Source organism: Amycolatopsis sp. NPDC059657 (assembly GCF_042734395.1).
Lineage (GTDB): Bacteria > Actinomycetota > Actinomycetes > Mycobacteriales > Pseudonocardiaceae > Amycolatopsis.
This window is the reverse complement of the sequence record NZ_JBHWEB010000008.1, coordinates 106,709-132,488: the sequence shown is the minus strand read 5'-3', so window position 1 is coordinate 132,488 and position 25,780 is coordinate 106,709. Positions and strand designations below refer to the sequence as shown.

Sequence of the window (25,780 nt, the reverse complement as noted above, 5' to 3'; positions counted from 1 at the left end):
GCGGAACCGGCTCGTTTTCGGCCGGTGGCGACCGCTGGAATCGATGGCCGACGGCATTTCCGGATTTCCCGATGCCCTGCTCAGGTCGGACCGCAATGTCTTCCGGTGAATGGAACCAGGGTTGCTGTCTGTTTTGGGTAGGCCTTTGGTGTCAACCAGGCCCGCGGTTTCTATCGGTTTTCTGTCAGTTTTCCGTCGGGTGGAAGCTAGCCGTGGTAATCAGCGGGACGGCTTCCTAACGTTGGCGTATGGCAACCGCACGGAACCACCCGCAGATCCCGCCGAAATCGGTCGGGGTGCTCGTCGTCGACGACGATCGCGAGACCGCCGACCTGCTGGCCGAACTGCTTTCGGGCGAGGGGTACGCGGTCGAGCGGGCCTACGACGGGCACCGCGGCCTGGAACTGGCGCTGACCGGCCGGTTCGAGGTCGCGGTCGTCGATCGCGGGCTGCCGGTGTATTCCGGCACGGAACTGCTGACCAGGTTGCGGGTGGCCGGCGTGCTCACCAGGGCATTGATGCTGACCGCGCGCGGCGCCATCGCGGAACGCGTCGAAGGTCTCGACGCCGGTGCGGACGATTACCTCGTCAAGCCGTTCGATGTCGAGGAATTGCTCGCGAGAGTCCGTGCGCTTCATCGCAGAAAGCCCGCCAAACCGGATTTCGTATTGCTCGGCGAAAGCAGGCTCAATCTCGGACGGCGTCAGCTCGCGCGGCCTGGCGAGGACCCGATTCCGTTGTCCGGCAGGGAATGCGCGTTGCTCGCGGCGCTCGCGGCCGAGCCACGCGCGGTGTTGTCACGCGAGCGGCTGCACGACGAGGTCTTCCCGGACACCGAGGCTCGCTCGATCGTGGACACCTACGTCTACTACCTGCGCCGCAAGCTCGGCAGGACGTCGGTGCAGACCGTGCACGGCATCGGGTACCGGCTCGGCGCTCTCTAGCCCGCAGTGGCCATGACGGTCCCGGTCCGGCTGGTGAGTTCCTTCGCGACCGCCGCGATCGGCGAGTTCAGCGGCCACACCAGCCGCGTCCGCCGCCACAGCTGACCATCGGCCAGCCTGGTCAGCGCGATCCCGTCAATGGGGACGTCCTGTGCCAGAAACGCGCCGATGGCCCGGCCACCGCGGATGATGTCGGCCGCGGTGGCGTGGTCGACGCCGAAATGCCGGAACCGGGGCGAGAACCCGCTCCGCTCGCAGGCCAGTCGCAGGCTCAGCCGCAGCTCCTCGGAGCCTCCGGCCGGCACCACCCAGACCTCCTCCGCGAGTTCGCGGAGGCTCACCGCGCCGCGTCCGGCGAGCGGGTGCTGGTCGGAAAAGCCGATGAGCAACGGTTCCTTGCCGAGGTCGAGCCCGGCGAGCCCGGCCAGCCTCGGCGTCGGGAGATACGGGTACTCGGTGATCAAGCCGAGATCGAGCTTGCCGGCGCGTAACGAGGCGAGCAGCCGGTGCTGCTGCTCCTCGACGTAGAGGAACTGCTCATGATCCGGCAGCAGATCGTCGACGATCGCGGTCACCCTCGGCAGCCAGTTCCCGCCCCCGCTGGCGCCGACCAGCACCGAAGAAGCGGGCGTCTCCTCGGAGCCGAGCGCGCGGGTGGCGGAGAGCAGGTCGTCGAACTGGGCGAGCAGATCTCTTGCGCCCAATACGAAATGCGTGCCCAGCTCGGTCGGCACGACCCCTTCCGGCCTGCGCTCGAACAGCTGGCCGCCGAGGTCGTGCTCGATCCGCTTGAGCTGCGCGGTCAGTCCGGGCTGGGCGATGCTCAGCGCGGCGGCGGCCCGGCTGATACTGCCCGCTTCGGCGACGGCCAGCACGACCTTGAGATGACGAAGTCCCAATTCCACCTAGTTCTCCCGCCTGAAACACCGGACGATGATCAAACAGCCCGCCAGTGAAACCGCGGCGGTGACCATCGCCGTCAAGTCCATGGCATGCAGATAAGCGTTGTCTGCGGCGGAAATGAGATCGGGCCTCCCCAATGCCCGTCCCACGGCCCGTGCGCCTTCGGCGGAGGCGACGGCCTGGTCCCTGGCGGCGTCGGGCAAACCGGCGAGCGCCGGAGTGATGGCGGCGGCGTAGCCGGCGGCGAGCAGCGAGCCCAGCGCGGCGACGCCCAGCGTGCTGCCGAGCGGACGGGCCGCCGCGCTGATCGCGGCTCCGGCTCCGGTGTGCCCTGGCCGCAGCACCGCGAGCATCTCCGAGGTGATGGGGGGAAGCACCAGCCCGGCGCCGAGTCCCTGCGCGAGAAGCAGCAGCACCAGGTAGACGAGCGGGGTGTGCGTGTCGAAGAGCACGAACGCGGCATAGGTCATGGTGGCGAGCAACAGTCCGGCGAACGCGGTCCAGCGGGTGGTGAGCGCGGCGGCGACGCGCGGGGAGAGCTGGTTGCCCGCGACGATGCCGACCGCGGCGCCGGTCATCACCAGCCCGGCTTCGGCTGGGGAGAGCCTGAGGATGCCTTGAAGGTAGAAGGCACAGTAGAACAGCTGACCCGACAGTCCCGCGAAGCTGAAGAGCAGGCCGAGCGCACCGCCCGCGAAGCGAGGGCTGGTGAACAGGCGGACGTCGAAACTCGGGTGCCGCGAACGCAGCTGGACCAGCGTGAACACGACGATGAGCGCTATGCCCGCGAGTGCGGTCGTCACCGCGAGCGGGTCCGTCCACCCGGCGCGCCCGCCTTCGATGATGCCGAAGACCAGGCCGCCGAGCCCGAGCATGGACAGGATCAGCCCGGCCGGATCAAGCGGACGTTTGTCCGAAATGGATAGTTTGGGGACGAATGACAGTGCGCCCACGATGCACACCAGCGCGATCGGCACGTTGACGAGGAAGATCGAACCCCACCAGAACCGGGCGAGCAGCAACCCGCCGAGCACCGGTCCGATCGCGACCGCGACACCGCCTGCCGACGACCAGATCGCGATCGCCCTGGCGCGGTGTTCGGGTGGTACGCCCAGTGTCGCGATGGCGAGCGTGGCGGGGGTGACCAGCGCGCCGCCGATCCCCATCACCCCGCGGGCGAGCACCAGCACGGTCGCGTCGCCGGAGACGGCGGCGACGATCGAGGCGAGCGCGAGCACGATGAGCCCGGAGATCAGCACCGCGCGGGGGCCGAACCGGTCGCTGAGCGCGCCGCCGGTGAAGACCAGCGCGGCGAACATCAGCGGGTAGGTGCTGACGGCCCAGGCCAGCTCGCTGCCACTGGCCCCGATGCCGCGCACGGGGTCGGACAGCACGTCGACGGCGATGTTCAGGATGGTGTTGTCCAGCAGCACGAGCGTCTGGGCGGTGACCGCGGCGGCCAGTACGAACGGTGGCGCAGGCTTGGTGCGAGGACGGGCGTGTGCACCGCTCATGGTCGCGTTGCCAGCCTGCCGGCCGCGAAGACGCGGGCCTGCGTCGCGACCCTGGTGCCGAGGTGCTCGGCGGTCGCGAGGTCGGACTTGTGCACCACGTCCGGCTTGCTGTCTACATTGGACTGCGCGGCGGCGCCGAGATGGAACCCGAGCCGGTTGAGGTCGTGCTCGCTGCCTTTGCCCGAGTTCCAGCCCGGCGCGAGCCCGAGTGTGACCCAGAGCATGCCGTGCTGGGCGGCCAGCGTCGCGAAGTAGGCGAGCGTGCTGGACTTGTCGCCTGCCATCGATCCCGAGTTGGTGAAGCCAGCGGCCAATTTGTCCGCCCAGCGCCTGGTGAACCACCGACGGCTGCTGGCCTCGGCGAAACCGTGGAAAGCCGCGGACGCGGTGCCCATGTAGGTGGGTGCGCCGAAGATGATCGCGTCGGCGTCGTCGAGCCGGTGCCACTGCGGGGTGGTGATCTCGCTGACCTCGACCATGACGACCTCGACCCCGCCGACCGCCGACACGCCGTCGGCGACGGCCTCGCCGAGCCTGGCGGTGTGCCCGCGTCCGCCGTGATAGGCGATCGCGACTGTGACGGCGGGGAACGCTTCCGGCACCGGTCCTCCTCAGTGGGTGCGAGTATGTGCGCTGAATATCGCAGACGAGGCTGAGAGATTTTTCAAAGCGAACGAGTGGATTCTCAGAGTTCTTTGAGAAGTGTCCCTTATGCTTGTTCTGTGGGGCCATAGTCCCGGGGTTATTGGCTCCGAGGCAACAGGCAACGGCGATTTCAAGGGTTATCCCTCACAACGCTCACAGCAGGCCCTCAGCAGCGTGTGACTCGGATCTCCGGGTCGGCGACAGTCGTGTGACGCCGTTACGAAACCCGCCCGCCGTCGCGAGCGACGCCATCTTAAAGGGCTTTTTAAGAATATACTCAAAAAGCCATAACCTCCGAGTTATGCCGGGTCGGTATTGGTGTCTACAGGTGTAATCAATGCACTATTACGGCATTGATTGTTCGACCCGTGAACGCAGATGAGAGGAGGATAAGATGGCTATCGACGGCAAGAATTTCCGGTTGCGCCGGCTTTCTGTCGCCGGCGACGGGAAATACCTTTTCGTGCCACTGGACCACAGTGTTTCGGACGGGCCCGTGGTGCGGCGCGGCGGCTGGGATGACCTGATCAGGGCGGTCGTGGCAGGCGGTGCGGACGCGGTCATCGTGCACAAGGGCCGGGCCCGCACGATCGCGCCGGAACTGCTCGGCCGATGCTCACTGATCGTGCATTTGTCAGCGGGCACGATACATGCCGGCGACACCGACGCGAAGGTGCTGGTCGGCGAGGTCGAGGAGGCCGTGCGGCTCGGCGCGGACGCGGTGAGCGTGCACGTCAACATCGGCTCCGACACCGAGTCGAAGCAGCTGGCCGATCTGGGCGCCGTCGCGAATGCCTGCGACACCTGGAACATGCCGCTGCTCGCGATGATCTACCCGCGTGGCCCGCGTATCAAGGACCCGCACGACCCCAAGCTGCTCTCGCACGTGGTGAACATCGCCGTCGACCTCGGTGCGGACCTGGTGAAGACGACCTCGGCCACGCCGGTCGACCGGATGGCCGAGGTCGTCGAGAGCTGCCCGATACCCATTCTCTGCGCCGGCGGTGCCGCCGACGGCTCCAACGTCGTCGCGTACGGCGCGAGCCTCATGCTCGCGGGCTGCGCCGGGCTCGCCATCGGCCGCCGGATCTTCACCAGCCCACAGCCCGCGCCGCTCGTCGCCCGCCTCGCCGCGGTCGTGCACGCCTCACCTGTCCAGACCACCGAAACCCGTCCAACCGTGAAGACAGGCGCCGCATGAAATTCGCATGGATCGACGTCCGCACAGTCCCGATCGAGCACCGCGAGGGGGTGATTGACGCGGCCATCCACGCCAAGGTCCACGGCGTGCTCGCCGACGACGCCGCGCTGCTGGCGACGTTGCCGCCCACGGTCGTCGGCGTCCTCGCCGGTGAGGGCACCGCAGGCATCAACGTCACCGACGTCACCACCGAGGACGAGCTGTCCGCGTTGAGCCACCAGGCCGACAAGAACGTCGCGGGCTGGGTCCACGTCCGCGACGACCGCACGCTCAAGCTCGCCTGCTCCGCCGCGGTCGACCTCCCTTACACCGTCGTCGAATTCGCCGACCCGACGAAGATCCCGCTCGAGATCGTGCTTGCCGCCGCCGACAAGTCGCCCGGCGCGCTGATCTGCGTCTGCGCCGACCTCGAAGAGGCTTCGATCGTCGTCGACGTACTCGAACGCGGTTCCGAGGGCATTCTGCTGGCGCCCAAGGACGCGGGCGAGGTCTTCGCGCTCGTCCGCATGCTGGAGGCCCAGTCGCCGGAGCTCGCGCTCGCGACGCTGACCGTCGACCGGATCGAACACCACGGACTCGGCGACCGCGTCTGCGTCGACACCTGCTCGCACTTCGGTGAGGACGAGGGCATCCTCGTCGGCTCCTACTCGACCGGTTTCATCCTGTGCTGCAGCGAAACGCATCCGCTGCCGTACATGCCGACCCGCCCGTTCCGGGTCAACGCCGGCGCGCTGCACTCGTACGTTTTGGGGCCGAACAACCGAACCAACTACCTCAGCGAGCTCGGGTCCGGCAGCACGGTGCTCGCGGTCAACGCCGACGGCAAGACCCGCCGCGTCGTGGTCGGCCGCGCGAAGCTCGAGTCGCGTCCGCTGCTGACCATCACCGCGCACTCGGCCGAAGGCGTCATCGTGAGCCTGACCGTGCAGGACGACTGGCACGTGCGGGTGCTCGGCCCCGGCGCGAAGGTCCGGAATGTCACCGAACTCCAGCTCGGCGACGAGCTGCTCGGCTACATCGCGACCGACCAGCGCCACGTCGGCATCCCGATCGGCGAGTTCTGCCGGGAGTCCTGATGACGGGGATGACCAGGCTACTGCGGGAGCTGTTCGACGCGCACCCCGGCGACCTGCCGTATCTCGCGCACGGCGACGACATCCGCACCCGCGTCCGCGTGCGCACCGAGGTCGCGCGGGAGGCCGCCGTGTTCGCGGGCTGCGGGATCCGCGAAGGCAGCACGGTGATGCTGCAGGTGCCGCCGAGCTACACGCAGGTGCAGGCGATGCTCGCGCTGTGGAGCCTCGGCGCGCAGGTGATGCTCGTCGACCACCGGTTCAAGCCTGCCGAGGTCACCGCGGTCCGCGCGACGGCGCATCCCGAGTTCACCGTCCGCGGCGGCGTCGCCGGGCAGACGCCGAGCTTCGCCAGGGAGTACGAGCTCATCACCCGGCACCACGGCGACGGGCTGCCGGCGGCCACCGCGCACCGGCTGGTGCAGTTCAGCTCGGGGTCGACGGGCACGCCCAAGGTCATCGGCCGCACACCGGAGTCCATCGCCGAGGAGATCGACCGCTTCACCCGCATCGACGGCATGCCGAAGGCGGGGGAGCGGGTGCTCCTGCTCAGCTCCACCGCGCACAGTTTCGGCCTCATCGCGGGACTGCTGCATTCGCTGAAAGCGGGCGTGACCGCGGTGTTCGCCGACCGGGTGTCCGCAAAGGACATTCTCGCCGCGGCGTCACGGCACGACGTGCATCACCTGTTCGGCACGCCGTTCCACTACGAGCTGGTCAGCACGGCTTCGCGGCTTCCGCCCCTTCCTTCGCTGCGCGCGGCGGTCAGCGGCGGCGAGATCATGGACCCGGCCACCGCGAAACGGTTCGAGGACCGGTTCGGCTTCGCGGTCGGCGAGTCGTACGGCACCACGGAAACCGGTGTCGTCGCGATGGACGTCAGCGGCTCGATGCGCCCGTCCGTCGGCAAGGCCACCCCCGGTGTCCGGATGCGCGTGCTCGACGGCGAGCTCGAAGTCCACCTGCCCGAGGGCTCGCCGTACCTGCACCCGGTGCCCGGCGAGCGCTATCGCGACGGCTGGCTGCGCACCCGCGACCGCGCCGAGATCGCCGACGACGGCGGCCTCCTGCTGTTCGGCCGCGGCGACTCGCTGGTCGTCATCGGCGGCCTGAAGGTCGATCTCGGCGAGGTCGAAGCGGTGCTGCGCAGGCATTCCCAGGTGCTCGACGCGGTGGTCGTGCACGACGGCCTCATCGAGGCCTACGTGACCGGCACGGCCTCGGAATCCGAGCTGCTCGCCTGGTGCCGCGAGCGGCTCGCCGACTACAAACTGCCGCGCCGGATCCGGGTGCTCGCCGAACTTCCCCGTACCCCCAACGGAAAGCTCGTCCGCCGCGGCGAGGTGCTTCGCGGGGCGATTCCCGCTTAACCGGAAGGACAGAAATGCAGACCACCCTTGAAACCGAGATCCGCCTGTTCGTGCTCAAGACCGTCACCGACGACATGAGCCACCCGCTCGAGGGCGAGGTCGACGACGCCGCGCCGCTGGGCTCCGGCGGCATCGACCTGGACTCGCTGAGCCTGATCGAGCTGACCATGCGGCTGGAGCGCCGCTTCGGCGTCGAGTTCCCGGAGACCGACATCGAGCCGCTCGGCGCGATGAGCCTCGGTGAGCTCGTCACCGACGTCGCGAAGCGCGGCGCCAAGGCATGACCACCGACGCCGGGACGCGGATCACCGCCGAGCAGGTGCGGCTGCTGCTGTCCGATCCGAAGATCTTCCCCGATCTGGACTCCGACGACGCCGAGGTCGTGCTCGACTCGCTCGGCCTGGTGTGGTTCCTGCACCTGCTCGAACTGCGGCACGGGATCGCGCTCGATCCCGAGGACGAGCACGTCACCGGCGTCACCTCGGTCACCCGCATCACCGAGGGCCTGGCGAAACGAGGCAGCGATGGCTGAGGTCGTCGTCACCGGGTACGGCGTGCACACCGCGTTCGGCGAGGGCCCGGCGCGGGTGCGGGACGGTGTCTTCGCCGGGCGCCAGGAGTTCCCGGAGATCACCCGGTTCGCCACCACCGGCCTGCGTTCGCATGTCGCCGCGACCTATGACGCCGAGGACACGCCCGCCGTGCGCCCGGTGCTGTCGCGGTGCGCCGACACCGCCGTCGAAATGGCGGATCTTCCGGCCGGTCGGGACACCGCTGTCCTGGTCGGCACGGCTGGCGATTTCACGGCGCTGACCCGGTTCTGGCGTTCGGGCGGGACGAATTCGGCCGGTGTCGGCGGCACCGTGCCCGCCAGGCTGGCCGAAGCGCTGGCCGTCCGGCTGGGGGCGCGAGGGCCGAGGATGGCGTTCACGAACGCGTGTGTCGCGTCGGCCAGCGCGTTGATCCACGGCTGCCGGATGATCGCGTCCGGTCGCGTGGAGAGCGCGGTCTGCGCCGGGGCTTACCTGGTAGAGGAGGAGAACCAGGCCAAGTTCGACTCCGGCTGGGCGCTCGCACGCGATGGCGTCGTGCGGCCGTTCAGCGCGGACCGGTCGGGACTGCTGCTCGGTGACGGCGCGGCCGCCGTGGTGCTGGAATCGGCCGACAGCGCGGAAAGGCGCGGGGCACTGCCGCTCGCGCGAGTCGTCGGCTGGGGTGCGGCTTCCGACGCGCATCACATCGCGCGGCCTCATCCCGAAGCAAGGGGCCTGGTCACCGCGGTGCGCTCGGCACTGCGTCGCGCGGGCGACGACGCCGGCGCGCTCGTCGACTACGTGAACGCGCACGGCACCGGCACCAAGCACAACGATCTCGCGGAGACGCGGGGCTTCCACGAGGTCTTCGGCGACCGCGCGCCGGAGGTGCCGATCAGCTCGACCAAGAGCACCACCGGCCATCTGCTGGAGGCCTCCGGTGCGGTCGAGTTCGTGATCTCGCTGCTCGCGCTGCTCGACGGTGTCGTGCCGCCGACCGCCGGTTTCACCACGCCGGACCCGGAGTGCGACCTCGACTACGTGCCGAACGAACCGCGTAAGGCGAAGCTGCGCCGCGCCTTGACCGTCAACGCGGCCTTCGGTGGCGCGAACACGGCATTGCTGCTGGAGCGAGTATGAAGATCCTGTCCGCGGCGATCGCGGGTCCCGGCGAACCGGCGCAGGTCAGCGGCTTCGTCGAGTCCCCGTTCAACCCGCTCGTGTACGAGGTCGCGGCAGGCTGCCTGAACACCTACCCGGCCGACGGCACGCGCACCGCCATCGTGCTGGCGAGCGTGATCGGCGACAGCGGCACCACCGATCTCGCCAGCAAGCTGCTCACCGAGGGGCAGCCGCACAACGCGCTGCTGTTCATGCAGGCGACGTCGAACGCGATCCTCGGCTACGTCAGCAAGGAGTTCGGCATCACCGGGCCGCTGCTGTCGGTGTCCACAGGGGACGAACCCGGCTCCGGACCGCTCGACGTCACCTCGGTCCTGCTCGCCGACGAGGACCTGGACCAGGTGCTGGTCATCGGCGTCGAACTGGCCGAAAACCCGCGCACGGCAGCGGTGCACCGGGTGCTCGGCACCGCCGCGCCCGCCGAACACGTCGCGGTCGCGCTGCTCATCGCGAGCCTCGACGACGAGCCACCCGCCGGCGGCGTGCCGGGACTCGTCGCGCTGGCCCAGACCTCACTCAAGGGAGAATCATCGTGATCAGCAAGGAAGATCGGGCCCAGATCCTCGGCGACGAGCGGCTCGGCGCGGGCAACGTCATCCACCGGCTCAAGGCCTACGGCCGGTCGATGGACGACGAGGTGCTGTGGACCGACGGCACCTGGCTGGCGCCGGACGGCACCCGGCCGGATGTGCTCACCCTCGGGCAGCTGCACGACATCGTCGAGATCTACGCGGGCTGGTATCACGCGCGGGGCGTCAAGCCGCGTGATCCGGTCGCGGTCCAGACGTTCTCCAGCACCGAGTTCGCGATCAACTTCATGGCGGTGCAGTCGCTCGGGGCGATCCCGTCGTTCGTCAACGGCAACCTCAAGCCCGAGATCGCGCTCGAGTACGTGCGCCGCCAGGGCGCCGTCGGGATCATCACCGACGAGGCGCATCAGGAGAACTTCAAGCAGAACTACGAACGCCTCGGCCTCGGCTTCTGCGTCACCGCCTCGGCGATCCGAGCCGACGACCGGCAGCCGCTGCCGAAGGTCTTCCCGTACGCGCACGACAAGACCGACCCGATCATCATCTCGCACTCCTCGGGCACCACCGGCATGCCGAAGGCCGTCCCGCACACCCACGAGACCCTGCTCTATGCCCAGCTGCACCGGCTGAAACTCTCCGTCGGCACGGCCATGGGGAGGTTGCTAGTAGCACTTCCGGGCTCGCACAACGCAGCCATGTCCGTGATGATGTTCGGGCTGCTGCTCCGGTCGCCGGTCTACCTGCAGTCCAGCCAGCGTGGGTCCGATGTCCTCGATGCCATCGACCGGTTCCAGCCGACTACCGTGTTCGGTTTCGCAGGGACCTACGGCGAGATCGCCACGAGTGATCTCAGCGAGCGCAAGATGAGCAGCATCGAGGCCTGGTACAACACCGGCGACGCCGCGCACGAGGCCCACGTCCGCGAGCTGATCGCGCAGGGCAGCTACGTGACCGTCGGCGAGGACTTCAAGCGACACCGGGTCGCGGGTTCGGTGTTCACCGACGGGCTCGGCTCGTCGGAGACCGGGTACTCGATCTTCCACAATGGACACAAGCCGGGCAGCGCCTCGTACGGCAGGTGCATCGGCAAGCCGATGAGCTTCGCCGAGGGCGCGGTGCTGTCCGAAGAAGGCGTCCCGTTGCCGCCGGGGCAGGTCGGCAGGCTGGGCGTGAAGTCGCCGACGCTGACCCCCGGCTACTGGAACGACACGAAGACCTGGCATCAGCTACGGCTCGGCGGCTACTGGCTGACCGGTGATCTGTCCATTCAGGACGAAGAAGGCAACTTCTATCACCTCGACCGCGCGCCGGACGCGATCCGCACCGTCAACGGGATCGTGTTCAGCACCCGCACCGAGGAACTGCTGTTGCGTGAACTGCCCGAGCTGGCCGACTGCACAGTCGTCGCCGTCGCGCCGGACGGCGTCCGCGCAGACTGGGATGGTGACGGCGTCGCCGATGCATACGTGCTTGTCCAGGTCGCGGACGACGCGTCGCTCAGCGACGCCGAGTGGACGTCGGTGATCAACGAAACCCTTGACACGCATGGCTTCCCGCAGCTGACGAAGGCGATGCGGATGGACGCCGCCGACGTCATCAAGGGCGCCACCGGCAAGGTGCTCAAGCGTGAGATGCGCGAGAAGTTCCGCACCCGTCTCTTGGCGGAGAAATGACCGCGGTCGAACCGCGCGCCGCGCGCGCGATGGACGTGTATCGCCAGTGGTGGCTGCACGACGCGCGCTGGTATCAGGGCGTCGCGAAACGCTTCGGGCACGCGGTCGCGAACGAGATCAACGCCGAGGCGCTGCGGTTCGTCGCCGCGCACGTCGGCAAGCGGATGCTGCGCCAGTTCGGCGGCAAACCGGCCGCTGACCTGGACGAACTCCGCGCCCGCTACGACGCCTGCGCCGAGTACATGTTCCCGTCGGAGCTGCGTGACGGCGGGATCGAGGTGATCGGCGATGACCTGCTGGAACTGACCATGCGGCAGAACTTCGCCGTGACCATGGTCCGGATGGCCGGTTCGCTCGACGGCTACGAATGCCCGTGCACCGAGATCCACGCGGGCTGGTCGGCAGGGCTCGGCGTCGAACTCTCGGAGAACTGCGCCACCGGATGTCTCCGGCACGGCGATCCGGCCTGCCGCCTGCTGATGCGGGTCGCGGCCCACGACGGAAAGGACTGAGGGATGCGCGTGCTGATCGCCGGCGCGACCGGGGTGATCGGGCGGAGGTTGCTCCCGCTGCTGCGGGCGCGCGGTCATCACGTGACGGCCATGGTCCGCGAGCCCGCCCGCGCGCCGTCAGCCGATCTGACGGTCGTCGCCGACGCGCTCGACCGCGACGCGGTACGCGCCGCGCTGCTGGTGGCGAGACCGGACGTGATCGTGCACCAGCTCTCGGCGCTGCGTGACCGTGGTTCGCTCGGCTTCGAGGTGACGGCCAGGCTGCGCACCGAGGGCACGGCGAACCTGCTCACCGCCGCGCGTGACGCCGGTGTCCGGCGGATCGTCGCGCAGAGCATCGCGTTCGGCACGGCGCCGGAGGGTGACCCGGTGCTCAACGAGGACGCCCCGCTCTACCTCGACGCGCCCGACGAGGACTGGGCGCGCACGGTTCAGGCGATCGCCGAGCTGGAACGGCTCGTCCTCGGCACCAAGGACATTTCCGGTGTGGCCCTCCGCTACGGCACGCTCTACGGCCCCGGCACCTGGTACGGCCGCGACGGCGCGACCGCCACCGCGGTCGCCGCCGGAAAGCTGCGGATGCCGGACATCGCGGGCGGGATCACGTCGTTCGTGCACGCCGACGACGCCGCGCAGGCCGCGGTGCTCGCCGTCGAGAGCGACGCGACCGGGACGTTCAACATCACCGACGACGACCCGGCCGAGGCCTCGGTCTGGCTGCCGCACTTCGCCGAGCAGCTCGGCGGGCCACCGCCGCGGGCCGTTCCGGCCGACCTCGCCGGGCGGCTGCTCGGCTGGTTCACCGCGTACCAGCTCACCGAGATGCGCGGCGCGTCGAACGACCGGGCCAGGCTCAGCCTCGATTGGAAGCCGGGCAGGCCCAGCTGGCGCGACGGGATGGCCGACGATGAGCGGTGAGCTCCGGCTCTGCCTGGTCGGTGCGGGGCCGCGTGGCACCTCGGTGGTGGAACGGCTGCTGGCCAATGTGGACAGCACGCGTGTCCCGGTCGTGCTGCATGTGGTCGACGAGTTCCCGGCAGGACCCGGTGCGGTGTGGCGGACCAGGCAGCGCACGGGGCTGCTGATGAACACGGTCGCGTCGCAGGTCAGCCTGTTCACCGACGAAAGCGTCCAGTGTGCAGGCCCGATCGTGCCGGGTCCGAGCCTGTACGAATGGTCGACCTGGCTGCGTGATGGCGAGCTGCCCGGCGCGTACCCGGCCTGGGTGCGTGCCGAGGCCGATCAGCTCGGCCCGGACGACTACCCGTCACGCGCCTACTACGGCCACTATCTGCAGTGGGTCTTCAGACGATTGGTCGCCAACGCGCCGGAGCAGGTGTCGGTGATCGTCCACGCGTCGGCCGCGGTCGCGCTGGACGACACGGCCGATGGCAAGCAGACGTTGTCATTGCGGGACGGCACCGTCCTTTCCGGACTGGACGCCGTGGTGCTCGCGCTGGGCCACGGCCCGGTGGCGCGCTCGGCCGAGCAGGAGCGGCTGAGCACGTTCGCCCAGGCGCACAAGCTGATCTACCTGGAGCAGTCCAACCCGGCCGACGCCGAGACCCGGCGGTTCATGCCGGGCGAGCCGGTCGCGTTGCGTGGGCTCGGCCTGAATTTCTTCGACTACATCAACCTGCTCACGGTCGAACGCGGTGGTGTCTACGAAAGGCACGCCTCCGGTCTTCGGTACGTCAAGTCCGGTTTGGAGCCTCAGCTGTTCGCCGGTTCGCGGCGCGGAATCCCTTACCACGCACGAGGCGAGAACCAGAAAGGCGCGTCGGGACGCCATCTGCCGCTGTTCCTGACCTCGGCGAAGATCAGGGAGTTGCGCACGCTGGCGCCGGTCGCGTTCTCGGACTCGGTGTGGCCACTGGTCGACCTCGAGGTCAAGGCGGTCTACTACCAGACCTTGTGTTCGTCCGAAAAGGACGGCCAGGCGTTCGTGTCGGAGTTCGTCCGCACCCGTGACGAGGAACCACTGCTGGAGCGCTACGGCATCACCGAGCGCTGGAGCTGGGAGCGGATCAGCAGGCCGCAGGGTGACCGGGAGTTCGCCGACACCGGCGAGTTCACCGCCTGGCTGCTGGACTACCTGCGCGCTGACGTCGAGCAGGCCAGGATGGGCAACCGGACCAGCCCGCTCAAGTCCGCTTTGGACGTGCTGCGCGACCTGCGCAACGAGATCCGCCAGGTCGTCGACCACGGCGGCATCGACGGCGAGTCCTATCGGGACGAACTGGAAAGCTGGTACAACCCGCTCAACGCCTACACCTCGATCGGCCCGCCCGCCCGGCGCATCGAGGAGATGATCGCGTTGATCGAGGCGGGTGTGCTGCACATGACCGGTCCCGGCATGACGGTCGAACCGTCAGGAGGCCGTTTCCTGGTGGGCTCCTCGATCCCGTCGCCCGCCGTCCCGGTCACCGGCCTGATCGAGGCCAGGCTGCCGGAGATCGACCTGCGCCGCTCCGGGAACCCGTTGCTGCGGCACCTCTTGGCGACCGGGCAATGCCGCCCGTACCGCTTGCCGGACGGAGCCTACGAAAGCGGCGGCCTGTCGGTCACCGCCCGCCCGTACCGCGTCGTCGACTCACACGGCCGCGCGCATCCGTCGCGGTTCGCGTTCGGCGTCCCGACCGAGGGCGTGCACTGGGTGACGGCGGCGGGCATCCGTCCCGGCGTCGGCTCGGTCACCCTCGAGGACGCGGACGCGATCGCCCGCGCGGTGCTGGCACTCGACGCCACGCTCGCCGTCTGACAGGAGAGCCATGACCACCAGTTTCACCGACGGGGGCCTGCTCGCACCGACCTGGGCCGGCACCCCGGTCGAACCGATCGTCGCCGACGAGGCCTGGCTCCAGGCCATGCTCGACGCGGAAGCCGCACTGGCGCGAGCCCAAGCCAGGCTCGGCCTGATCCCAGCCTCTGCGGCCACGGCCATCACCGCGGCCGCCCGCCATGAGTATCTGGACGTTGCGGAACTGGCCCGCGCGGCCAGAGCGGCGGCCAACCCGGTCGTCGCCTTCGTCCCGGCCTTCACCAAGGTCGTCGCCAGGCTCGACCCCGAGGCGGCCGAGTACGTCCACCGAGGCTCGACCAGCCAGGACATCCTCGACTCGGCGTCGATGCTCGTCGCCCGCCGCGCACTCGACCTGATCAACACCGATCTGGAGGCGATCGCGGCGGCGTTGGCCCGCTTGGCCGACGAGCATCGCCACACGGTGATGGCCGGGCGGACGCTGGCCCAGCACGCCGTCCCGATCACGTTCGGTTTGAAGGCGGCGAACTGGCTCCAGCTGATCTTGGACGCCCAGATCCGCCTGCGCGCACTGGTCTGCGCCGGCCTGCCCGCCGAACTGGGCGGCGCGGCAGGCACCCTCGCCGCGTACGGCGAGTACGCCGAGATCGACTCGGGCACACGCCTGCCACTGGGCGGCGTCGAGCTGCTCGGGCCGTTCGCCGAGGAGCTGGAGCTGACGGAACCGACGACGTGCTGGCACACCGCGCGGACCCCGATCGCCGATCTCGGGGCGGTGCTGCAGTTCGTCACGGGGGCTTTGGGGAAGTTCGCACTGGACGTGCAATTGTTGTGCCGCACGGAGATCGCGGAGGTTTCGGAACCAGAGGCCGCGGGGCGCGGCGCCTCGTCGGCGATGCCACAGAAGCGGAATCCAGTGCTGTCGACGCTGATCGTGTCGGCGGCCCGGCAAGTGCCCGCGCTGACGTTGATCCTCGCGCAGAGCATGCTCGCGGACGACGAGCGACCCGGCGGAGCCTGGCATTCGGAGTGGCAGCCGTTGCGCGAGGCACTGCGATTGGCCGGGGGAGCGTCGCATACCGCGGTCGAGCTGAGCGAGGGCTTGGTGGTGCATCCCGAGCGTATGGCCGAGAACCTCGCGCTGACCGGGGGAGCGATCGTGACGGAACGCCTGAACGTGGCATTGGCGCCGTTGCTGGGCAAGACCCAGGCCAAGAAGTTGCTCACCTGCGCGGCTCTGCAGGCGGCCGGCACCGGCAAGACACTGGCCGAGGTCGTCCAGGCGACACCGGAACTCGACGGCTTGATCCGTCCACAACGCCTGACCGAGCTGCTGGACCCGGCCGGCTACCTGGGCGGCGCTGAGAGCCTGGTCGACCGGGTGCTGAACCGGTACCGCCGCACCCTCTGACCTGGGGTCGTGAGTGGTATGGCCGGTTCTAACCGGCCATACCACTCACGACTACCTAGCCCGAGCCCCGGCTTTGGCCGAGAACCGGAACTCGAGCCGGACCGGCAATTCCTCGAGGTCGAGCGCCTGCCGTAGCCGGGGAAACCCTTCTTCGTCGAGACGCCGCCGGATCGCGGTCAGGTCCCCGTCCTGTTCGACGGTCACCACCAGCGCCAGCGAAGCCGACTCCTGGTTCCCCGCCAAGGCCGCGCTGACGTCGTGCACTCCCGGATACCCGCCGACCTCGGCCGCGAACGGCGCGCAGGCCGTGGCGGCGGCCAGTTCGGTCCGGCCGCGATCCTGATCGAACACCCAGGCGGAGGCCTTGGGCTTGCGCACCAGCTGAGCGGCCAGCCAGCGCACCATCAGCAGCCCGGCCACGATCGCGGCCGCGGCCGCCACGTAGTACACCCAGGTCGACGGCGTACCGGCGGGCAACACGGTCGCGTCCGGCGCGATCACCGTCAGCTTGCCGAAGTGCGTGGCGACCGCGAAGCCGCCACCCGCGATCAGCACCAGCCCGAACAAGGCGAGCACCGCGCGGTTGAGCCGTGCCGGACGATTATGGCTGCTCATGACACACTCCTGGCCGCTTTGACCCTGACCTTCACCGTCGGCCGCTCGACCGGCCCGATCTGCTCCAGCCGGTGATCGAGCGCCGAGCGCACGGCGTCGGCCAGGCCGTCGACGACCGTGCGCTCGGTCGAGACCACCGCCGCCACCTGACGACGGCCCACCTTCAGCTTCGCGCTACGGACACCGTCCACTCCGGACGCCGTGGCCCGCAGCGTGCTTCGGTAGCTCCGCCGGGAAGCCCCTGAGTCGATGCCGGATTCCTCCCCGCGCAACGGGAACACCGTCAGACGGCCAGGAACGACGGCCGCGAGCAGCAACACCAGGCCCAGCGCGGCCGCGACCCCGCCCGCGATCGCCGGGACCAGCTCGTTCCAGCGGACTCGCGTCACGACCCGGTAGTCGACCCACGGCCGCTCACCGACGATCAGCTGGATCGACACGATCGCGACCAGCGCACACAGCGCGAGCAGGACGAGCGCGGTCAACGTCGCGGGGAGACTCCTGCGCGACCGTCGCTTCACAGGACCCTCCTGGTGACAGCGGCCGCACTGGCCAAAGAGGTGACAGTGATGTCCATTCGCGACACGGTGAGGCCGGTGTATTCCTCGACCCTGCTCAGCAGGTGCGCGCGGGCCCGCTCGGTCGTCTTCGCGACCGAGAGCGGGTAGTCGACCGAGAGCCGCACACCGAGGCTGGTGAAACCGCCGTCGACCTTCGCGCTGGCCTTGGCGGTTTCCCCGATGCCGTCGACCTCGGTGGCGGCGCGCGCCGCGATGCGCTCGACCGCGCGGTCCGCGATCGTGAGCGTGCCCAGCTCGGCGATGGTCATGGTCAGCCCCGATCGCGGCCGGTCAGCTGGGACAGGTCGAGCTTGCCGTCGAGCACACGGCCTGCGAGCAGGCCGAGCGCGCCGAGTACGAGCACGACCAGGAAGGCGCCGAAGCCGCCGAAGGCCGCGGCGAACCCGAGTGCGAGGCCGGTCAGCAGGCCGAGCTGGGTGGCGGACATGGTGTTCTCCTTGGCTCAGTGGTTACTGGACGCGGGTGGAGTCCGAGCTTTCGTCGTCGTCGCCGGGGATGTGCACGTCCGAGACATTGATGTTGACCTCGACGACCTCGAGCCCGGTCATCTGCTCGACCGCGGTGATCACGTTGCGGCGCACCGAACGCGCGAGCTCGGCGATGGACACGCCGTACTCGACGAGGATCACCAGGTCGATCGCGGCCTGCTTCTCGCCGACCTCGACCGCGACGCCCTGGCCCGCGCTGGCCGAACCGCCGGGGATGCGCTCACGCAGCGCCGAGAACGCCCGCGCGGTGCCGCTGCCGAGCGCGTGCACGCCGGGGACCTCGCGGGTGGCGAGCCCGGCGACCTTCTGCACGACGGTGTCGGCGATGGTCGTGGTGCCCTGCGAAGAGGCCAGCGCGTCGGTCTTGGCGATCTCGGTGCCGGGTGCCTTGGTGGTCGTGTTCGTCATGGCTGCTCCCTCAATTCGTCGGTCTGGTGTTAGGACCCGCGGTGCGCGGGAATGTCACGGGCTGATCATGTGACCCGGCTCTCTTTCCCGGGTGAGCGCGGCCGCGTCGAGATCGGTGACCAGCAGCCGCAGCCGCGCGGCCTGCCACGGCGAACCGTCCACAATGGAACGCAGGACGGCTTCCGCCTTGCTCAGCAAGGGAGGCAGGGGGAGTGCCAGCGCGACGAGCCGGATCTCGATGAGGTCCGCGTCCACGCCGATGGCCAGCGCGCCGAGGTCCCCAGGCGCGGCGGGACGGAGACCGTCCAGCTCGCGCAGCGCGGCCAGCAGTGCCTGGGTCAGGTCGCTCCGCGCGGTCATCGCAGCCCGCCCTCGATGTCCACAATGGACACGGTCACCGAGGCCGCCGTCAGCCCGGTGGCGTCGGCGACGGCGCGGGCGACCGTGCGCTGCACGGCCTGCCCGACGGCGGCGACCTGGTCGAAACCGGAGCTGGTCAGATCGATCTCCAACCGGACCTCCCCCTTCTCGATCGTGACCCGGACGCCTTCGGTCGGCGCCGGGTCGAGGCCCTTGATCTTCTGGCGTGCCGTGCGGACGACCGAGCCGGCGAGCCCGCGCAGTCCCGGTTCGAGCCGGATCACACCGGGCACGGTGGCCGCGGCGTACGCGGCGACCGCGGCGATCACCGGCTCGGCGATCACGGATTCGGTTTCAGGATTCATAAAGGTCGTCCATGGTGAGATCGAGCCGGGCCAGCCGGACGCCGACACGGGCGCTCGCCGCCGCTGCCACCCGATCGCGGACCAGTGCCAGCGCGGTTCCGCTGAACTCCCGATACGCGACCGCGATGGTCATCTCGACGATCACGGAGTAGTCGGCTGCCTCGGTCACCTTGCACCGGCGCGCGCGCACGCCCTCGACACTGTCGGCGGCGAACCGCAGCACCGCGGCCACGGCCTGCGCGCTCACCCGCACCGCGCCGGGTTCGGTGGTCGCCACCGGCAACAGGTCGCGCTTGCGCACGTCGGCGCGCACGGCCGCCATGATCCGGCCGGTCAGGTCGAGCGACGGTTCCGGCTCGTCCGCGATCAGCTCACCGGTCAGCTCACGCAGCACCAGCAGGCTCGCCCGCGCGCCGCCGCAGTGTTCACAGCCGGTTTCGTGCTCGTCCGGCTCGTCGAGCCGCTCCCACATCGTCTCGACGTCGCGGCCGCAGGGCAGGAGGTAGTCCTGTGCTATTTCCATGGCGCCATCACCTCCGCCAGTTGTGCCCGAGCGCGCGCGATCCGTCCGCGCGCGGCCGTGGCCGTGGTGTTCAACGCCTGCGCGATCTCGTTGTAGGACCGCCCGTGCACCTCGCGGAGGAGCCAGCAGGCGCGTTGTTCCGGAGTCAGCAACGCGAGCGCGTCGGTCAGCGCCGCCAGCTGCGCACTCGTTTCGGCGGCACGCTCCGGCCTGCCCGCCGAACCGGTCGACGCGTGCTCGTCCAGCTCGACGTCGGCGACCGGCTTGCGGCCGCGGATGACGTTGAGGCACCGGTTCGTCGTGGTCCGGTAGAGCCACCCGACGAACGCGGCGTCCTCCTGCAGCTGCCCGAGCCTGCGCCACGCGGTGAGGAACACTTCCTGCACCACGTCCTCGGCGTCCCCGGTGCTCGCCAGCATCCGCATCGCGAGCCGGTACATCGGCCCCTGATAGCGCCGGACCAGCTGTTCGTAGGCATTCGTATCGCCATCGCGCGCGCGAGCCACCAGCGTGGCGTCGTCGAGCGCGATCTCGGTGGATGTCGTCATCTGCTGCTCGACAATCCTTTCCCCGCGGGAGCTGACGTCCTCAAGACACGGCATGTCCGGATTCGTCACGCTTACCCGCAAAAATGGGTCCAGGTGATCGTTGTCACCCGAAGGAGGTCGTGACGATCCCGCGCACCCCCGTGTCGATCCAGTGAACGGCGCCGCGGGGTGCCGCTGAAGAGCGAGGAGAACGCGATGTCTTTGAGCGACAAGCTGGGCGGCAAGGCCAAGGAAGCGGCGGGCGAGGTCACCGGCAACGACAAACTCCGCGCCGAGGGCAAGGCCGACCAGGCGGCGGCCAAGGTCAAGGAAGCCGCGACTGAGGTCATCGACAAGGTCAAGAACATCGTCAAGAAGTAGGACTCGTGCGCGTTGCGGGCGGTTATTGGGCGGAAGGGCGAAGGTGTCATGTCGTGCTGGCGACCTTGGCCGGCGTCGGCCCTGGCCTCGAAAGAGTGACTGTGTGGGTTTTGGGTCGTCTAACGCCCCAAAACCCACACACCCCCAGCCGATCGGGGTCATGACTGCTCGCGACGGCGCCTGGCCTGCGCAGGATCCGTGGTGACGGTTGCAGGCGAGGGGTTCCCCTGCTGCATTGCGCGGAGCGGGGGAACCTCTCGTTCAACATGGGCGAGTGGTAACTCTGCTCCGTTAGATGCAGCAGAGTTACCACTCGCGGACCCCGCCAGAGGTGGACGGCGGCGTCGACTTCGCCGAGGCCTGCAAGATCCTGGCCGCCGAGCATCAGGCAGGGCCCAGGCCATGGGCGAGCTGGGGTGACTACGACCGCCATCAATTCACCCGCCAGTGTCAAGCCGCGGGAGTCGCGTACCCGTTCGGCGCGAAGCACATCAACGCCAAGGCTGTCTTCACCACCGCGCGCGGGCTTAAGAAACGTCCTGGGATGGCTCAGGCGCTCAAGCTGGCGGACCTGCCGCTCGAAGGCCGTCCGCGACCGGCGCGCACACCCTGCGTGCCCGCGCCACCGACATCACCGGCGCCACCCAGCCGGACGTCGCGCGCTTCAACACCCAGGGCTACCTTTTCGGCGCCGTCGTCCGGCATCCGGTGCGGGTAGTTTGACAACCGTGGCCTATGACGTGACTTCGGTACGCAAGCACTTCCCGGCGCTGGCAGACGGAACGGCCTACTTCGACGGCCCCGGCGGCACGCAGACGCCGTCCGCGGTGGCCGCCGCGATCGCCGAGACGCTGACCGCCGGCGTGTCCAACCGCGGCCGGGTGACGGCGGCCGAGCGCCGGGCCGACGCGGTCGTCGCCGAGGCCAGGCAGGCCGTCGCCGACCTGCTCGGCGCGGTGCCCGATGGCGTCGTCTTCGGGCGCAGCATGACGCAGGTGACCTATGACCTGTCGCGGGCGCTCGCCAAGGGCTGGCGTGAGGGCGACGAGATCGTGGTCAGCAGGCTCGACCACGACGCCAACATCCGGCCGTGGGTCCAGGCCGCCGAGGCACGCGGCGTCACGGTGCGCTGGGCGGAGTTCGACCGCGAGACGGGCGAACTCGGCGAGCTGCCGCTGACCGACCGGACCAGGCTGGTCGCGGTGACCGGCGCGTCCAACCTGCTCGGCACCAGGCCGGACCTTCCGGCGATCGCCGCCGAGACGCACGCGGCCGGCGCGCTGCTGTACGTCGACGGCGTGCACCTGACCCCGCACAGCCCGGTCGACATCGAGCAGCTCGGCGCGGACTTCTACGCCTGCTCGCCGTACAAGTTCCTCGGCCCGCACCTCGGGCTCGTCGCCGCGAGCCCCGCGCTGCTCGAAACCGTCCACCCCGACAAGCTGGAGCCGTCGGTGAACGTGGTGCCGGAGCGCTTCGAACTCGGCACGCTGCCCTACGAACTGCTCGCGGGCACGACCGCCGCCATCGACTTCCTCGCCGGGCTCGTCCCGGGCACCGGCACGCGCCGCGAACGGCTGACCACGTCGATGCGCGCACTGGAGGAGTACGAGTCAGCGCTGCTCAACCGCCTCGAAACCGGCCTTGACGACCTCGGCGCCCGGCGATACGGCTCGCCGGAACACCGCACGCCGACGGCCTTGTTCACCCTCGACGGCGTCAAGCCCAAGGCCGTCTACGAGCACCTCGCCACCCGGGGCGTCAACGCGCCGGCGGGCACGTTCTACGCGCTCGAGCCCGCCCGCAGGCTCGGGCTCGAGCGCGGCGCGGTACGCGCGGGCATCGCGCCGTACACGGACGAATCCGATGTGGACAGACTGCTCGCCGGGCTACTTGAGATAGCAAAGTAGCTTGTCCAGATAGGGCGGCAGCCCGTCCCACGGGTTCGGCATGCCGCCGTGGGTGAAGTAGACCCAGCCGACCTTCGAGGTACACGAGTCCACTGTGGACTCGCGCAGACTTTCGATGTTGTAGCCCAGCACGGCGAAATTTCCCTTGTTGTGCCGCCGTTGCCAGCTCGCCGTCGAGCACGTGGCTGGCAGTCCCGAGTTCTCGTAGACGATCAGCGTGTCCACGGTGCCGACGAAACTGCGCAGCGTCGACGTACCCGGATTGGCGACCGTCCGCTTGAACCCGGCCTTCTTCGAGTACTGTGAGAGGTCGCGGTAGTACCCTTCCAGACCCTCCACATTGGACATCTCGTCGAGGAACATGCCCTGAAGTTTCGGGTACCAGGCCTGGTAAAGATCGATTTCGGCCCGTACGGCCTCGGCTGTCCTGGTGGCGTAGGAGGTGGTGACGTACCCGATCGGGATGACACCCGCCTCGCGCAGCCTGCTGATGCCGATCAGGTATTCCGGATCGGGCGCGACACCAGGCCCGCTGGCCGGGTTCACGATCGCGATGACCGGGACACTCGGGTACCGCTTCTTGGCCTCGATCAGCGTGGTCCAGGTGCCCGCGGTCGGGTAGCTGTAGAGCGGGACGATCGTGCCGGGCCGTTCGTCGCAGGCCGCCGCGATCCCCGGCGCCGAAACGGCGGTGGCGAGCAGCAGTACCGCGGTCGCGGCCAGGTGTCTTCGGAGTTTCACCGGTCTTCTCCCGCCCATAGCAAGGTCGCTATACGAGCTGGTCGCGGCTCGGCGCGTGTCCGTTACGTCCTAACCGCGAATGGCACACGGATGGCTTGTTTCGCACCACGGCCACTCGCCGCGGTCGGTGCAGGTCAGCGCCCGGCGCGGTAGGTTGAGCCCATGGCCAAGGATTCCGCGGTGGAGCTCGAGGTCGGGCATCGGACAGTGCGGATCTCGAACCCGGACCGGGTGTACTTCCCGGCGCGCGGCGAGACCAAGCTGGACCTCGCCCAGTACTACCTCTCGGTCGGCGACGGCATCGTGCGCGCGCTGGCCGAGCGGCCCTGCATGCTGCACCGTTTCCCGTCAGGGGTGGCGGGGGAGAAGGTCCACCAGAAGCGCGTGCCGAACGGCGCGCCGCCGTGGCTGGAGACCGTCCGCGTCGACTTCCCCCGCTTCAAACGCCATGCCTACGAGCTGTGCGTGACCGAGCTGGCCAGCGTCATCTGGGCGGTCCAGATGTCCACAGTGGAGTTCCACCCGTGGAACTCGCGCCGCGCCGACACCGAGAGCCCCGATGAGTGGCGCATCGACCTCGACCCGATGCCGGACTGTGACTTCGCGGCCGTCCGGCGGGTCGCCCACGTCGCGCACGAGATACTCGACGAGCTCGGCGCCGTCGGCTGGCCCAAGACCTCCGGCGGCAGTGGTCTGCACATCTACGTCCGCATCGAACCCCGCTGGGGCTTCAGCGATGTCCGCCGCGCCGCGCTCGCGTTCGCCAAGGAGGTCGAGCGCCGCGCACCCGACGGCGTCACCACCGCGTGGTGGCGCAAGGACCGCGACCCGTCGAAGGTGTTCGTCGACTACAACCAGAACGCCCGCGACCACACGATCGCGAGCGCGTACTCGGTGCGCGGCGTCCCCGAAGCGCTGGTCTCGACGCCGATCACCTGGGACGAGATCGACGACGTCGAGCCGGGCGACTGCACGATCGCGACCGTCCCCGCGCGGTTCGCGAAACTCGGCGACCTGCACGCCGGCATCGACGAGGCCGTGTTCTCGCTGGACACCCTGCTCGAGTGGGCCGACCGCGACGGGCTCGAAGCCGAAGAGGACTGACCTACCGATCCTCGTTGAGCATCCGCTCGGCGTGGCTGTAGCCGACCTGTTCGCTGGTGTCCGGCCGCGTCGAACCGTCGGACGGCCGGTAGAAGTATCCCTTGCCGCGTGCCGAGACGATCGAGTCGCCACCGAGGTCGGTCAGATCGAGTTTCCGCCTCAGCCTGGTGACGAGGATGGGGACCAGGCGCGCCTGACTGCCAGTGGCTTCGCCGGGCCAGACGGCTGAGACGATCGTGGTGACCGACCGGGTGGCTCCCGCCGGGCGCACCAGCAGTTCGAGTAACCGATGCTCGGGCTGGGTCAGTTTGAGCATCACGCTGGCCACCCGCGCGACCCCGTGTACGAAGTCGAAGTGGAGCAGGCCGTCGTCGAAGACCTGCTGCTCGTGCCCGTTGCGTCGCGTTCTCCGCAGCACGGTGTGCATCCGGACGACGAGTTCCTCGACGCTGAACGGCTTGACCAGATAGTCGTCGGCACCCATCGTCAGACCGCGGATCTGGTCGCGCTGCTCGCCGCGCGCCGACAGGATGAGCACCGGGATGTCGCTGATGAGGCGTAGTTCCCGGAGCAGCTGCATGCCGTCGATGTCCGGTAGCCCGAGGTCGAGCAATACCACGTCGAAGTCCCGCTCGGCGGTTTCGAGGCAGTGCATGCCGTCGCGCCCCGAGGCGACGCCCTTGACCGTGTAGCCCCGGCGTTCCAGCGCGAGGATGAGCGCTTCGCGCACGCGGTCATCGTCTTCGATGTAGAGGGCCCGGCCGCGGTTGGTGCTGGGAAGAGGCAGTTCGGGCGCCTCACCGATCCGCCGCATCGCCACGGTCGTCACGGACTCGCGTTGCTGGTTGAGGAAGGTCCAGGCCAGCTCGCGGCAGACCGAGCAGACCTTGAGTTCCTGACCGTCGGCCGTCACGACGAACTCGACGGCACGATCGCAGGTGCGCCCGAAGACCTCGAACTCACAGAGCGGGCCCCGGCGCGCCTGAATCCGCTCGCGCAGGCGGTGCGCGCGTGTCCGGCACTTGTCCGAGCAGAACTTCCGCGGCCTGCCTACCTCCGGCGTCGCCGGAAGCGCTCCACCGCACGCCGGGCAGGTCGGTTCCTCCGCCACCGGACGATCATCCCCCACGTTCCTCGAAAAGGTGACACGAAACGGGTTTCGTGTCGCTGGCTCTTGGCTTCCGCCGGTCGATGCTGTTCCCTGACTGGTGGAGGTCCGGCCGTCTGTGACGGCCGGACCGGGTGTCATGATCGCGTGTGCTTGCCTGCTTCGACGATCAGGTCACCGACCCAGATGAGCGCCCTTGTCACCAAGGCAAGGGCCTCATCGCCTTTCAAGGCCGCCACGATGGCCTGGAGCACGAACAGCGCCGCGCGCGCTTTGTTCCAGGCCCTGGGTTTGCCAGCGTCTCGAGCTGGATCCGACTTCCGGGGTTGCCACATCAAGACCTCCTTTCGGCAGCGCGGCTTTGCGCGCTGAGGCCAACACTCGCCCGCGCCGCAGCCGGTCGCAAGGAATCGCAAA

Annotated in this window: 32 protein-coding genes; 17 read left to right on the top strand and 15 right to left on the bottom strand. The window is 69.2% G+C overall.

The window, feature by feature from the left end; translation table 11 throughout:
* Window positions 1–248 precede the first annotated feature (248 nt).
* Window positions 249–944 carry a response regulator transcription factor gene (locus ACFV15_RS07200; protein WP_378349269.1) on the top strand — a complete coding sequence of 232 codons (696 nt, stop codon included), beginning with the start codon at window positions 249–251 and terminating at the stop codon, window positions 942–944.
* On the opposite strand, the gene ACFV15_RS07195 is transcribed toward ACFV15_RS07200, so the two are convergent.
* From ACFV15_RS07195 to ACFV15_RS07185, 3 genes are read right to left on the bottom strand one after another with little or no spacing between them, the layout of a single operon-like run.
* Window positions 941–1,849 carry a LysR substrate-binding domain-containing protein gene (locus ACFV15_RS07195; protein ID WP_378349268.1) on the bottom strand — a complete coding sequence of 303 codons (909 nt, stop codon included), beginning with the start codon at window positions 1,847–1,849 and terminating at the stop codon, window positions 941–943. The two genes, ACFV15_RS07200 and ACFV15_RS07195, sit on opposite strands and share 4 nt — an antisense overlap.
* Window positions 1,850–3,361: an MFS transporter gene (locus ACFV15_RS07190; RefSeq protein WP_378349267.1), complete on the bottom strand. Its 1,512-nt coding sequence runs from the start codon at window positions 3,359–3,361 to the stop codon at window positions 1,850–1,852.
* Window positions 3,358–3,963 (bottom strand): flavodoxin family protein, encoded by a 606-nt coding sequence (locus tag ACFV15_RS07185; RefSeq protein WP_378349266.1) that lies wholly within the window; start codon window positions 3,961–3,963, stop codon window positions 3,358–3,360. Before ACFV15_RS07185 ends, ACFV15_RS07190 begins: the two co-directional genes overlap by 4 nt.
* A 437-nt stretch (window positions 3,964–4,400) precedes the next feature.
* Between ACFV15_RS07185 and ACFV15_RS07180 the strand changes: the two genes are divergently transcribed.
* Genes ACFV15_RS07180 through pcaB form a run of 12 tightly spaced genes read left to right on the top strand, consistent with a single transcriptional unit; the run spans window position 4,401 to window position 16,252 of the window.
* Window positions 4,401–5,207, top strand: coding sequence for a 2-amino-3,7-dideoxy-D-threo-hept-6-ulosonate synthase (locus ACFV15_RS07180; RefSeq protein WP_378349265.1), 807 nt, complete (start codon window positions 4,401–4,403; stop codon window positions 5,205–5,207).
* Window positions 5,204–6,283, top strand: a complete 1,080-nt coding sequence (locus ACFV15_RS07175; RefSeq protein ID WP_378349264.1) for a 3-dehydroquinate synthase II family protein — start codon at window positions 5,204–5,206, stop codon at window positions 6,281–6,283. The genes ACFV15_RS07180 and ACFV15_RS07175 overlap by 4 nt, the downstream gene beginning before the upstream one ends.
* Entirely contained in the window at window positions 6,283–7,650 is a 1,368-nt protein-coding gene (locus ACFV15_RS07170) for a class I adenylate-forming enzyme family protein (protein WP_378349263.1), read from the top strand. Before ACFV15_RS07175 ends, ACFV15_RS07170 begins: the two co-directional genes overlap by 1 nt.
* A 14-nt stretch (window positions 7,651–7,664) precedes the next feature.
* Window positions 7,665–7,934 (top strand): acyl carrier protein, encoded by a 270-nt coding sequence (locus tag ACFV15_RS07165; RefSeq protein WP_378349262.1) that lies wholly within the window; start codon window positions 7,665–7,667, stop codon window positions 7,932–7,934.
* A complete protein-coding gene (locus ACFV15_RS07160) occupies window positions 7,931–8,182 on the top strand; it encodes a hypothetical protein (protein ID WP_378349260.1) in 252 nt (83 codons plus the stop codon). Before ACFV15_RS07165 ends, ACFV15_RS07160 begins: the two co-directional genes overlap by 4 nt.
* Entirely contained in the window at window positions 8,175–9,323 is a 1,149-nt protein-coding gene (locus tag ACFV15_RS07155) for a beta-ketoacyl-[acyl-carrier-protein] synthase family protein (protein ID WP_378349259.1), read from the top strand. Before ACFV15_RS07160 ends, ACFV15_RS07155 begins: the two co-directional genes overlap by 8 nt.
* Window positions 9,320–9,901, top strand: coding sequence for a beta-ketoacyl synthase N-terminal-like domain-containing protein (locus ACFV15_RS07150; RefSeq protein ID WP_378349258.1), 582 nt, complete (start codon window positions 9,320–9,322; stop codon window positions 9,899–9,901). The genes ACFV15_RS07155 and ACFV15_RS07150 overlap by 4 nt, the downstream gene beginning before the upstream one ends.
* Window positions 9,898–11,568, top strand: a complete 1,671-nt coding sequence (locus ACFV15_RS07145) for a class I adenylate-forming enzyme family protein (protein ID WP_378349257.1) — start codon at window positions 9,898–9,900, stop codon at window positions 11,566–11,568. Before ACFV15_RS07150 ends, ACFV15_RS07145 begins: the two co-directional genes overlap by 4 nt.
* Window positions 11,565–12,080, top strand: coding sequence for a hypothetical protein (locus ACFV15_RS07140; RefSeq protein ID WP_378349256.1), 516 nt, complete (start codon window positions 11,565–11,567; stop codon window positions 12,078–12,080). The genes ACFV15_RS07145 and ACFV15_RS07140 overlap by 4 nt, the downstream gene beginning before the upstream one ends.
* 3 nt (window positions 12,081–12,083) lie before the next feature.
* A complete protein-coding gene (locus ACFV15_RS07135) occupies window positions 12,084–12,998 on the top strand; it encodes an NAD-dependent epimerase/dehydratase family protein (protein WP_378349255.1) in 915 nt (304 codons plus the stop codon).
* Window positions 12,988–14,841 carry an FAD/NAD(P)-binding protein gene (locus ACFV15_RS07130; RefSeq protein WP_378349253.1) on the top strand — a complete coding sequence of 618 codons (1,854 nt, stop codon included), beginning with the start codon at window positions 12,988–12,990 and terminating at the stop codon, window positions 14,839–14,841. Before ACFV15_RS07135 ends, ACFV15_RS07130 begins: the two co-directional genes overlap by 11 nt.
* A gap of 10 nt (window positions 14,842–14,851) precedes the next feature.
* Window positions 14,852–16,252 carry a 3-carboxy-cis,cis-muconate cycloisomerase gene (gene pcaB, locus ACFV15_RS07125; protein ID WP_378349252.1) on the top strand — a complete coding sequence of 467 codons (1,401 nt, stop codon included), beginning with the start codon at window positions 14,852–14,854 and terminating at the stop codon, window positions 16,250–16,252.
* 51 nt (window positions 16,253–16,303) lie between these two features.
* On the opposite strand, the gene ACFV15_RS07120 is transcribed toward pcaB, so the two are convergent.
* The 9 genes from ACFV15_RS07120 to ACFV15_RS07080 are packed head-to-tail and all read right to left on the bottom strand — an operon-like array spanning window position 16,304 to window position 20,140.
* Window positions 16,304–16,867 (bottom strand): alkaline shock response membrane anchor protein AmaP, encoded by a 564-nt coding sequence (locus tag ACFV15_RS07120; protein WP_378349251.1) that lies wholly within the window; start codon window positions 16,865–16,867, stop codon window positions 16,304–16,306.
* Window positions 16,864–17,388 (bottom strand): DUF6286 domain-containing protein, encoded by a 525-nt coding sequence (locus tag ACFV15_RS07115; RefSeq protein WP_378349250.1) that lies wholly within the window; start codon window positions 17,386–17,388, stop codon window positions 16,864–16,866. The genes ACFV15_RS07120 and ACFV15_RS07115 overlap by 4 nt, the downstream gene beginning before the upstream one ends.
* Window positions 17,385–17,696, bottom strand: a complete 312-nt coding sequence (locus ACFV15_RS07110) for an Asp23/Gls24 family envelope stress response protein (protein WP_378349249.1) — start codon at window positions 17,694–17,696, stop codon at window positions 17,385–17,387. Before ACFV15_RS07110 ends, ACFV15_RS07115 begins: the two co-directional genes overlap by 4 nt.
* Before the next feature lie 2 nt (window positions 17,697–17,698).
* Window positions 17,699–17,875, bottom strand: a complete 177-nt coding sequence (locus ACFV15_RS07105) for a hypothetical protein (RefSeq protein ID WP_091287281.1) — start codon at window positions 17,873–17,875, stop codon at window positions 17,699–17,701.
* 22 nt (window positions 17,876–17,897) lie between these two features.
* A complete protein-coding gene (locus ACFV15_RS07100; RefSeq protein ID WP_378349248.1) occupies window positions 17,898–18,344 on the bottom strand; it encodes an Asp23/Gls24 family envelope stress response protein in 447 nt (148 codons plus the stop codon).
* Window positions 18,345–18,398: 54 nt separating this feature from the next.
* Window positions 18,399–18,704: a hypothetical protein gene (locus tag ACFV15_RS07095; protein WP_378349247.1), complete on the bottom strand. Its 306-nt coding sequence runs from the start codon at window positions 18,702–18,704 to the stop codon at window positions 18,399–18,401.
* Entirely contained in the window at window positions 18,701–19,069 is a 369-nt protein-coding gene (locus tag ACFV15_RS07090) for an Asp23/Gls24 family envelope stress response protein (RefSeq protein ID WP_378349246.1), read from the bottom strand. The genes ACFV15_RS07095 and ACFV15_RS07090 overlap by 4 nt, the downstream gene beginning before the upstream one ends.
* Window positions 19,059–19,592 carry an Asp23/Gls24 family envelope stress response protein gene (locus tag ACFV15_RS07085; protein WP_378349245.1) on the bottom strand — a complete coding sequence of 178 codons (534 nt, stop codon included), beginning with the start codon at window positions 19,590–19,592 and terminating at the stop codon, window positions 19,059–19,061. The genes ACFV15_RS07090 and ACFV15_RS07085 overlap by 11 nt, the downstream gene beginning before the upstream one ends.
* Entirely contained in the window at window positions 19,583–20,140 is a 558-nt protein-coding gene (locus tag ACFV15_RS07080) for an RNA polymerase sigma factor (RefSeq protein ID WP_378349244.1), read from the bottom strand. Before ACFV15_RS07080 ends, ACFV15_RS07085 begins: the two co-directional genes overlap by 10 nt.
* A gap of 195 nt (window positions 20,141–20,335) precedes the next feature.
* Between ACFV15_RS07080 and ACFV15_RS07075 the strand changes: the two genes are divergently transcribed.
* The 3 genes from ACFV15_RS07075 (at window position 20,336) to ACFV15_RS07065 (ending at window position 22,410) form a co-directional block, all read left to right on the top strand.
* Window positions 20,336–20,500, top strand: coding sequence for a CsbD family protein (locus tag ACFV15_RS07075; RefSeq protein ID WP_378349243.1), 165 nt, complete (start codon window positions 20,336–20,338; stop codon window positions 20,498–20,500).
* Window positions 20,501–20,795: 295 nt separating this feature from the next.
* A complete protein-coding gene (locus ACFV15_RS07070; protein WP_378349241.1) occupies window positions 20,796–21,218 on the top strand; it encodes a hypothetical protein in 423 nt (140 codons plus the stop codon).
* Window positions 21,219–21,228: 10 nt separating this feature from the next.
* Window positions 21,229–22,410, top strand: coding sequence for a cysteine desulfurase-like protein (locus tag ACFV15_RS07065; RefSeq protein ID WP_378349240.1), 1,182 nt, complete (start codon window positions 21,229–21,231; stop codon window positions 22,408–22,410).
* On the opposite strand, the gene ACFV15_RS07060 is transcribed toward ACFV15_RS07065, so the two are convergent.
* Window positions 22,390–23,151 carry a spherulation-specific family 4 protein gene (locus tag ACFV15_RS07060; protein WP_378349239.1) on the bottom strand — a complete coding sequence of 254 codons (762 nt, stop codon included), beginning with the start codon at window positions 23,149–23,151 and terminating at the stop codon, window positions 22,390–22,392. The two genes, ACFV15_RS07065 and ACFV15_RS07060, sit on opposite strands and share 21 nt — an antisense overlap.
* Before the next feature lie 162 nt (window positions 23,152–23,313).
* On the opposite strand from ACFV15_RS07060, the gene ligD reads away from it, so the two are divergent.
* A complete protein-coding gene (gene ligD / locus ACFV15_RS07055) occupies window positions 23,314–24,255 on the top strand; it encodes a non-homologous end-joining DNA ligase (protein WP_378349238.1) in 942 nt (313 codons plus the stop codon).
* A 1-nt stretch (window position 24,256) separates the two neighbouring features.
* Here the strand turns inward: ligD and ACFV15_RS07050 are convergent, their stop codons facing one another.
* Window positions 24,257–25,366, bottom strand: coding sequence for a response regulator transcription factor (locus ACFV15_RS07050; RefSeq protein WP_378349236.1), 1,110 nt, complete (start codon window positions 25,364–25,366; stop codon window positions 24,257–24,259).
* A gap of 134 nt (window positions 25,367–25,500) precedes the next feature.
* Window positions 25,501–25,698 (bottom strand): hypothetical protein, encoded by a 198-nt coding sequence (locus tag ACFV15_RS07045; protein ID WP_378349235.1) that lies wholly within the window; start codon window positions 25,696–25,698, stop codon window positions 25,501–25,503.
* Window positions 25,699–25,780 lie beyond the last annotated feature (82 nt).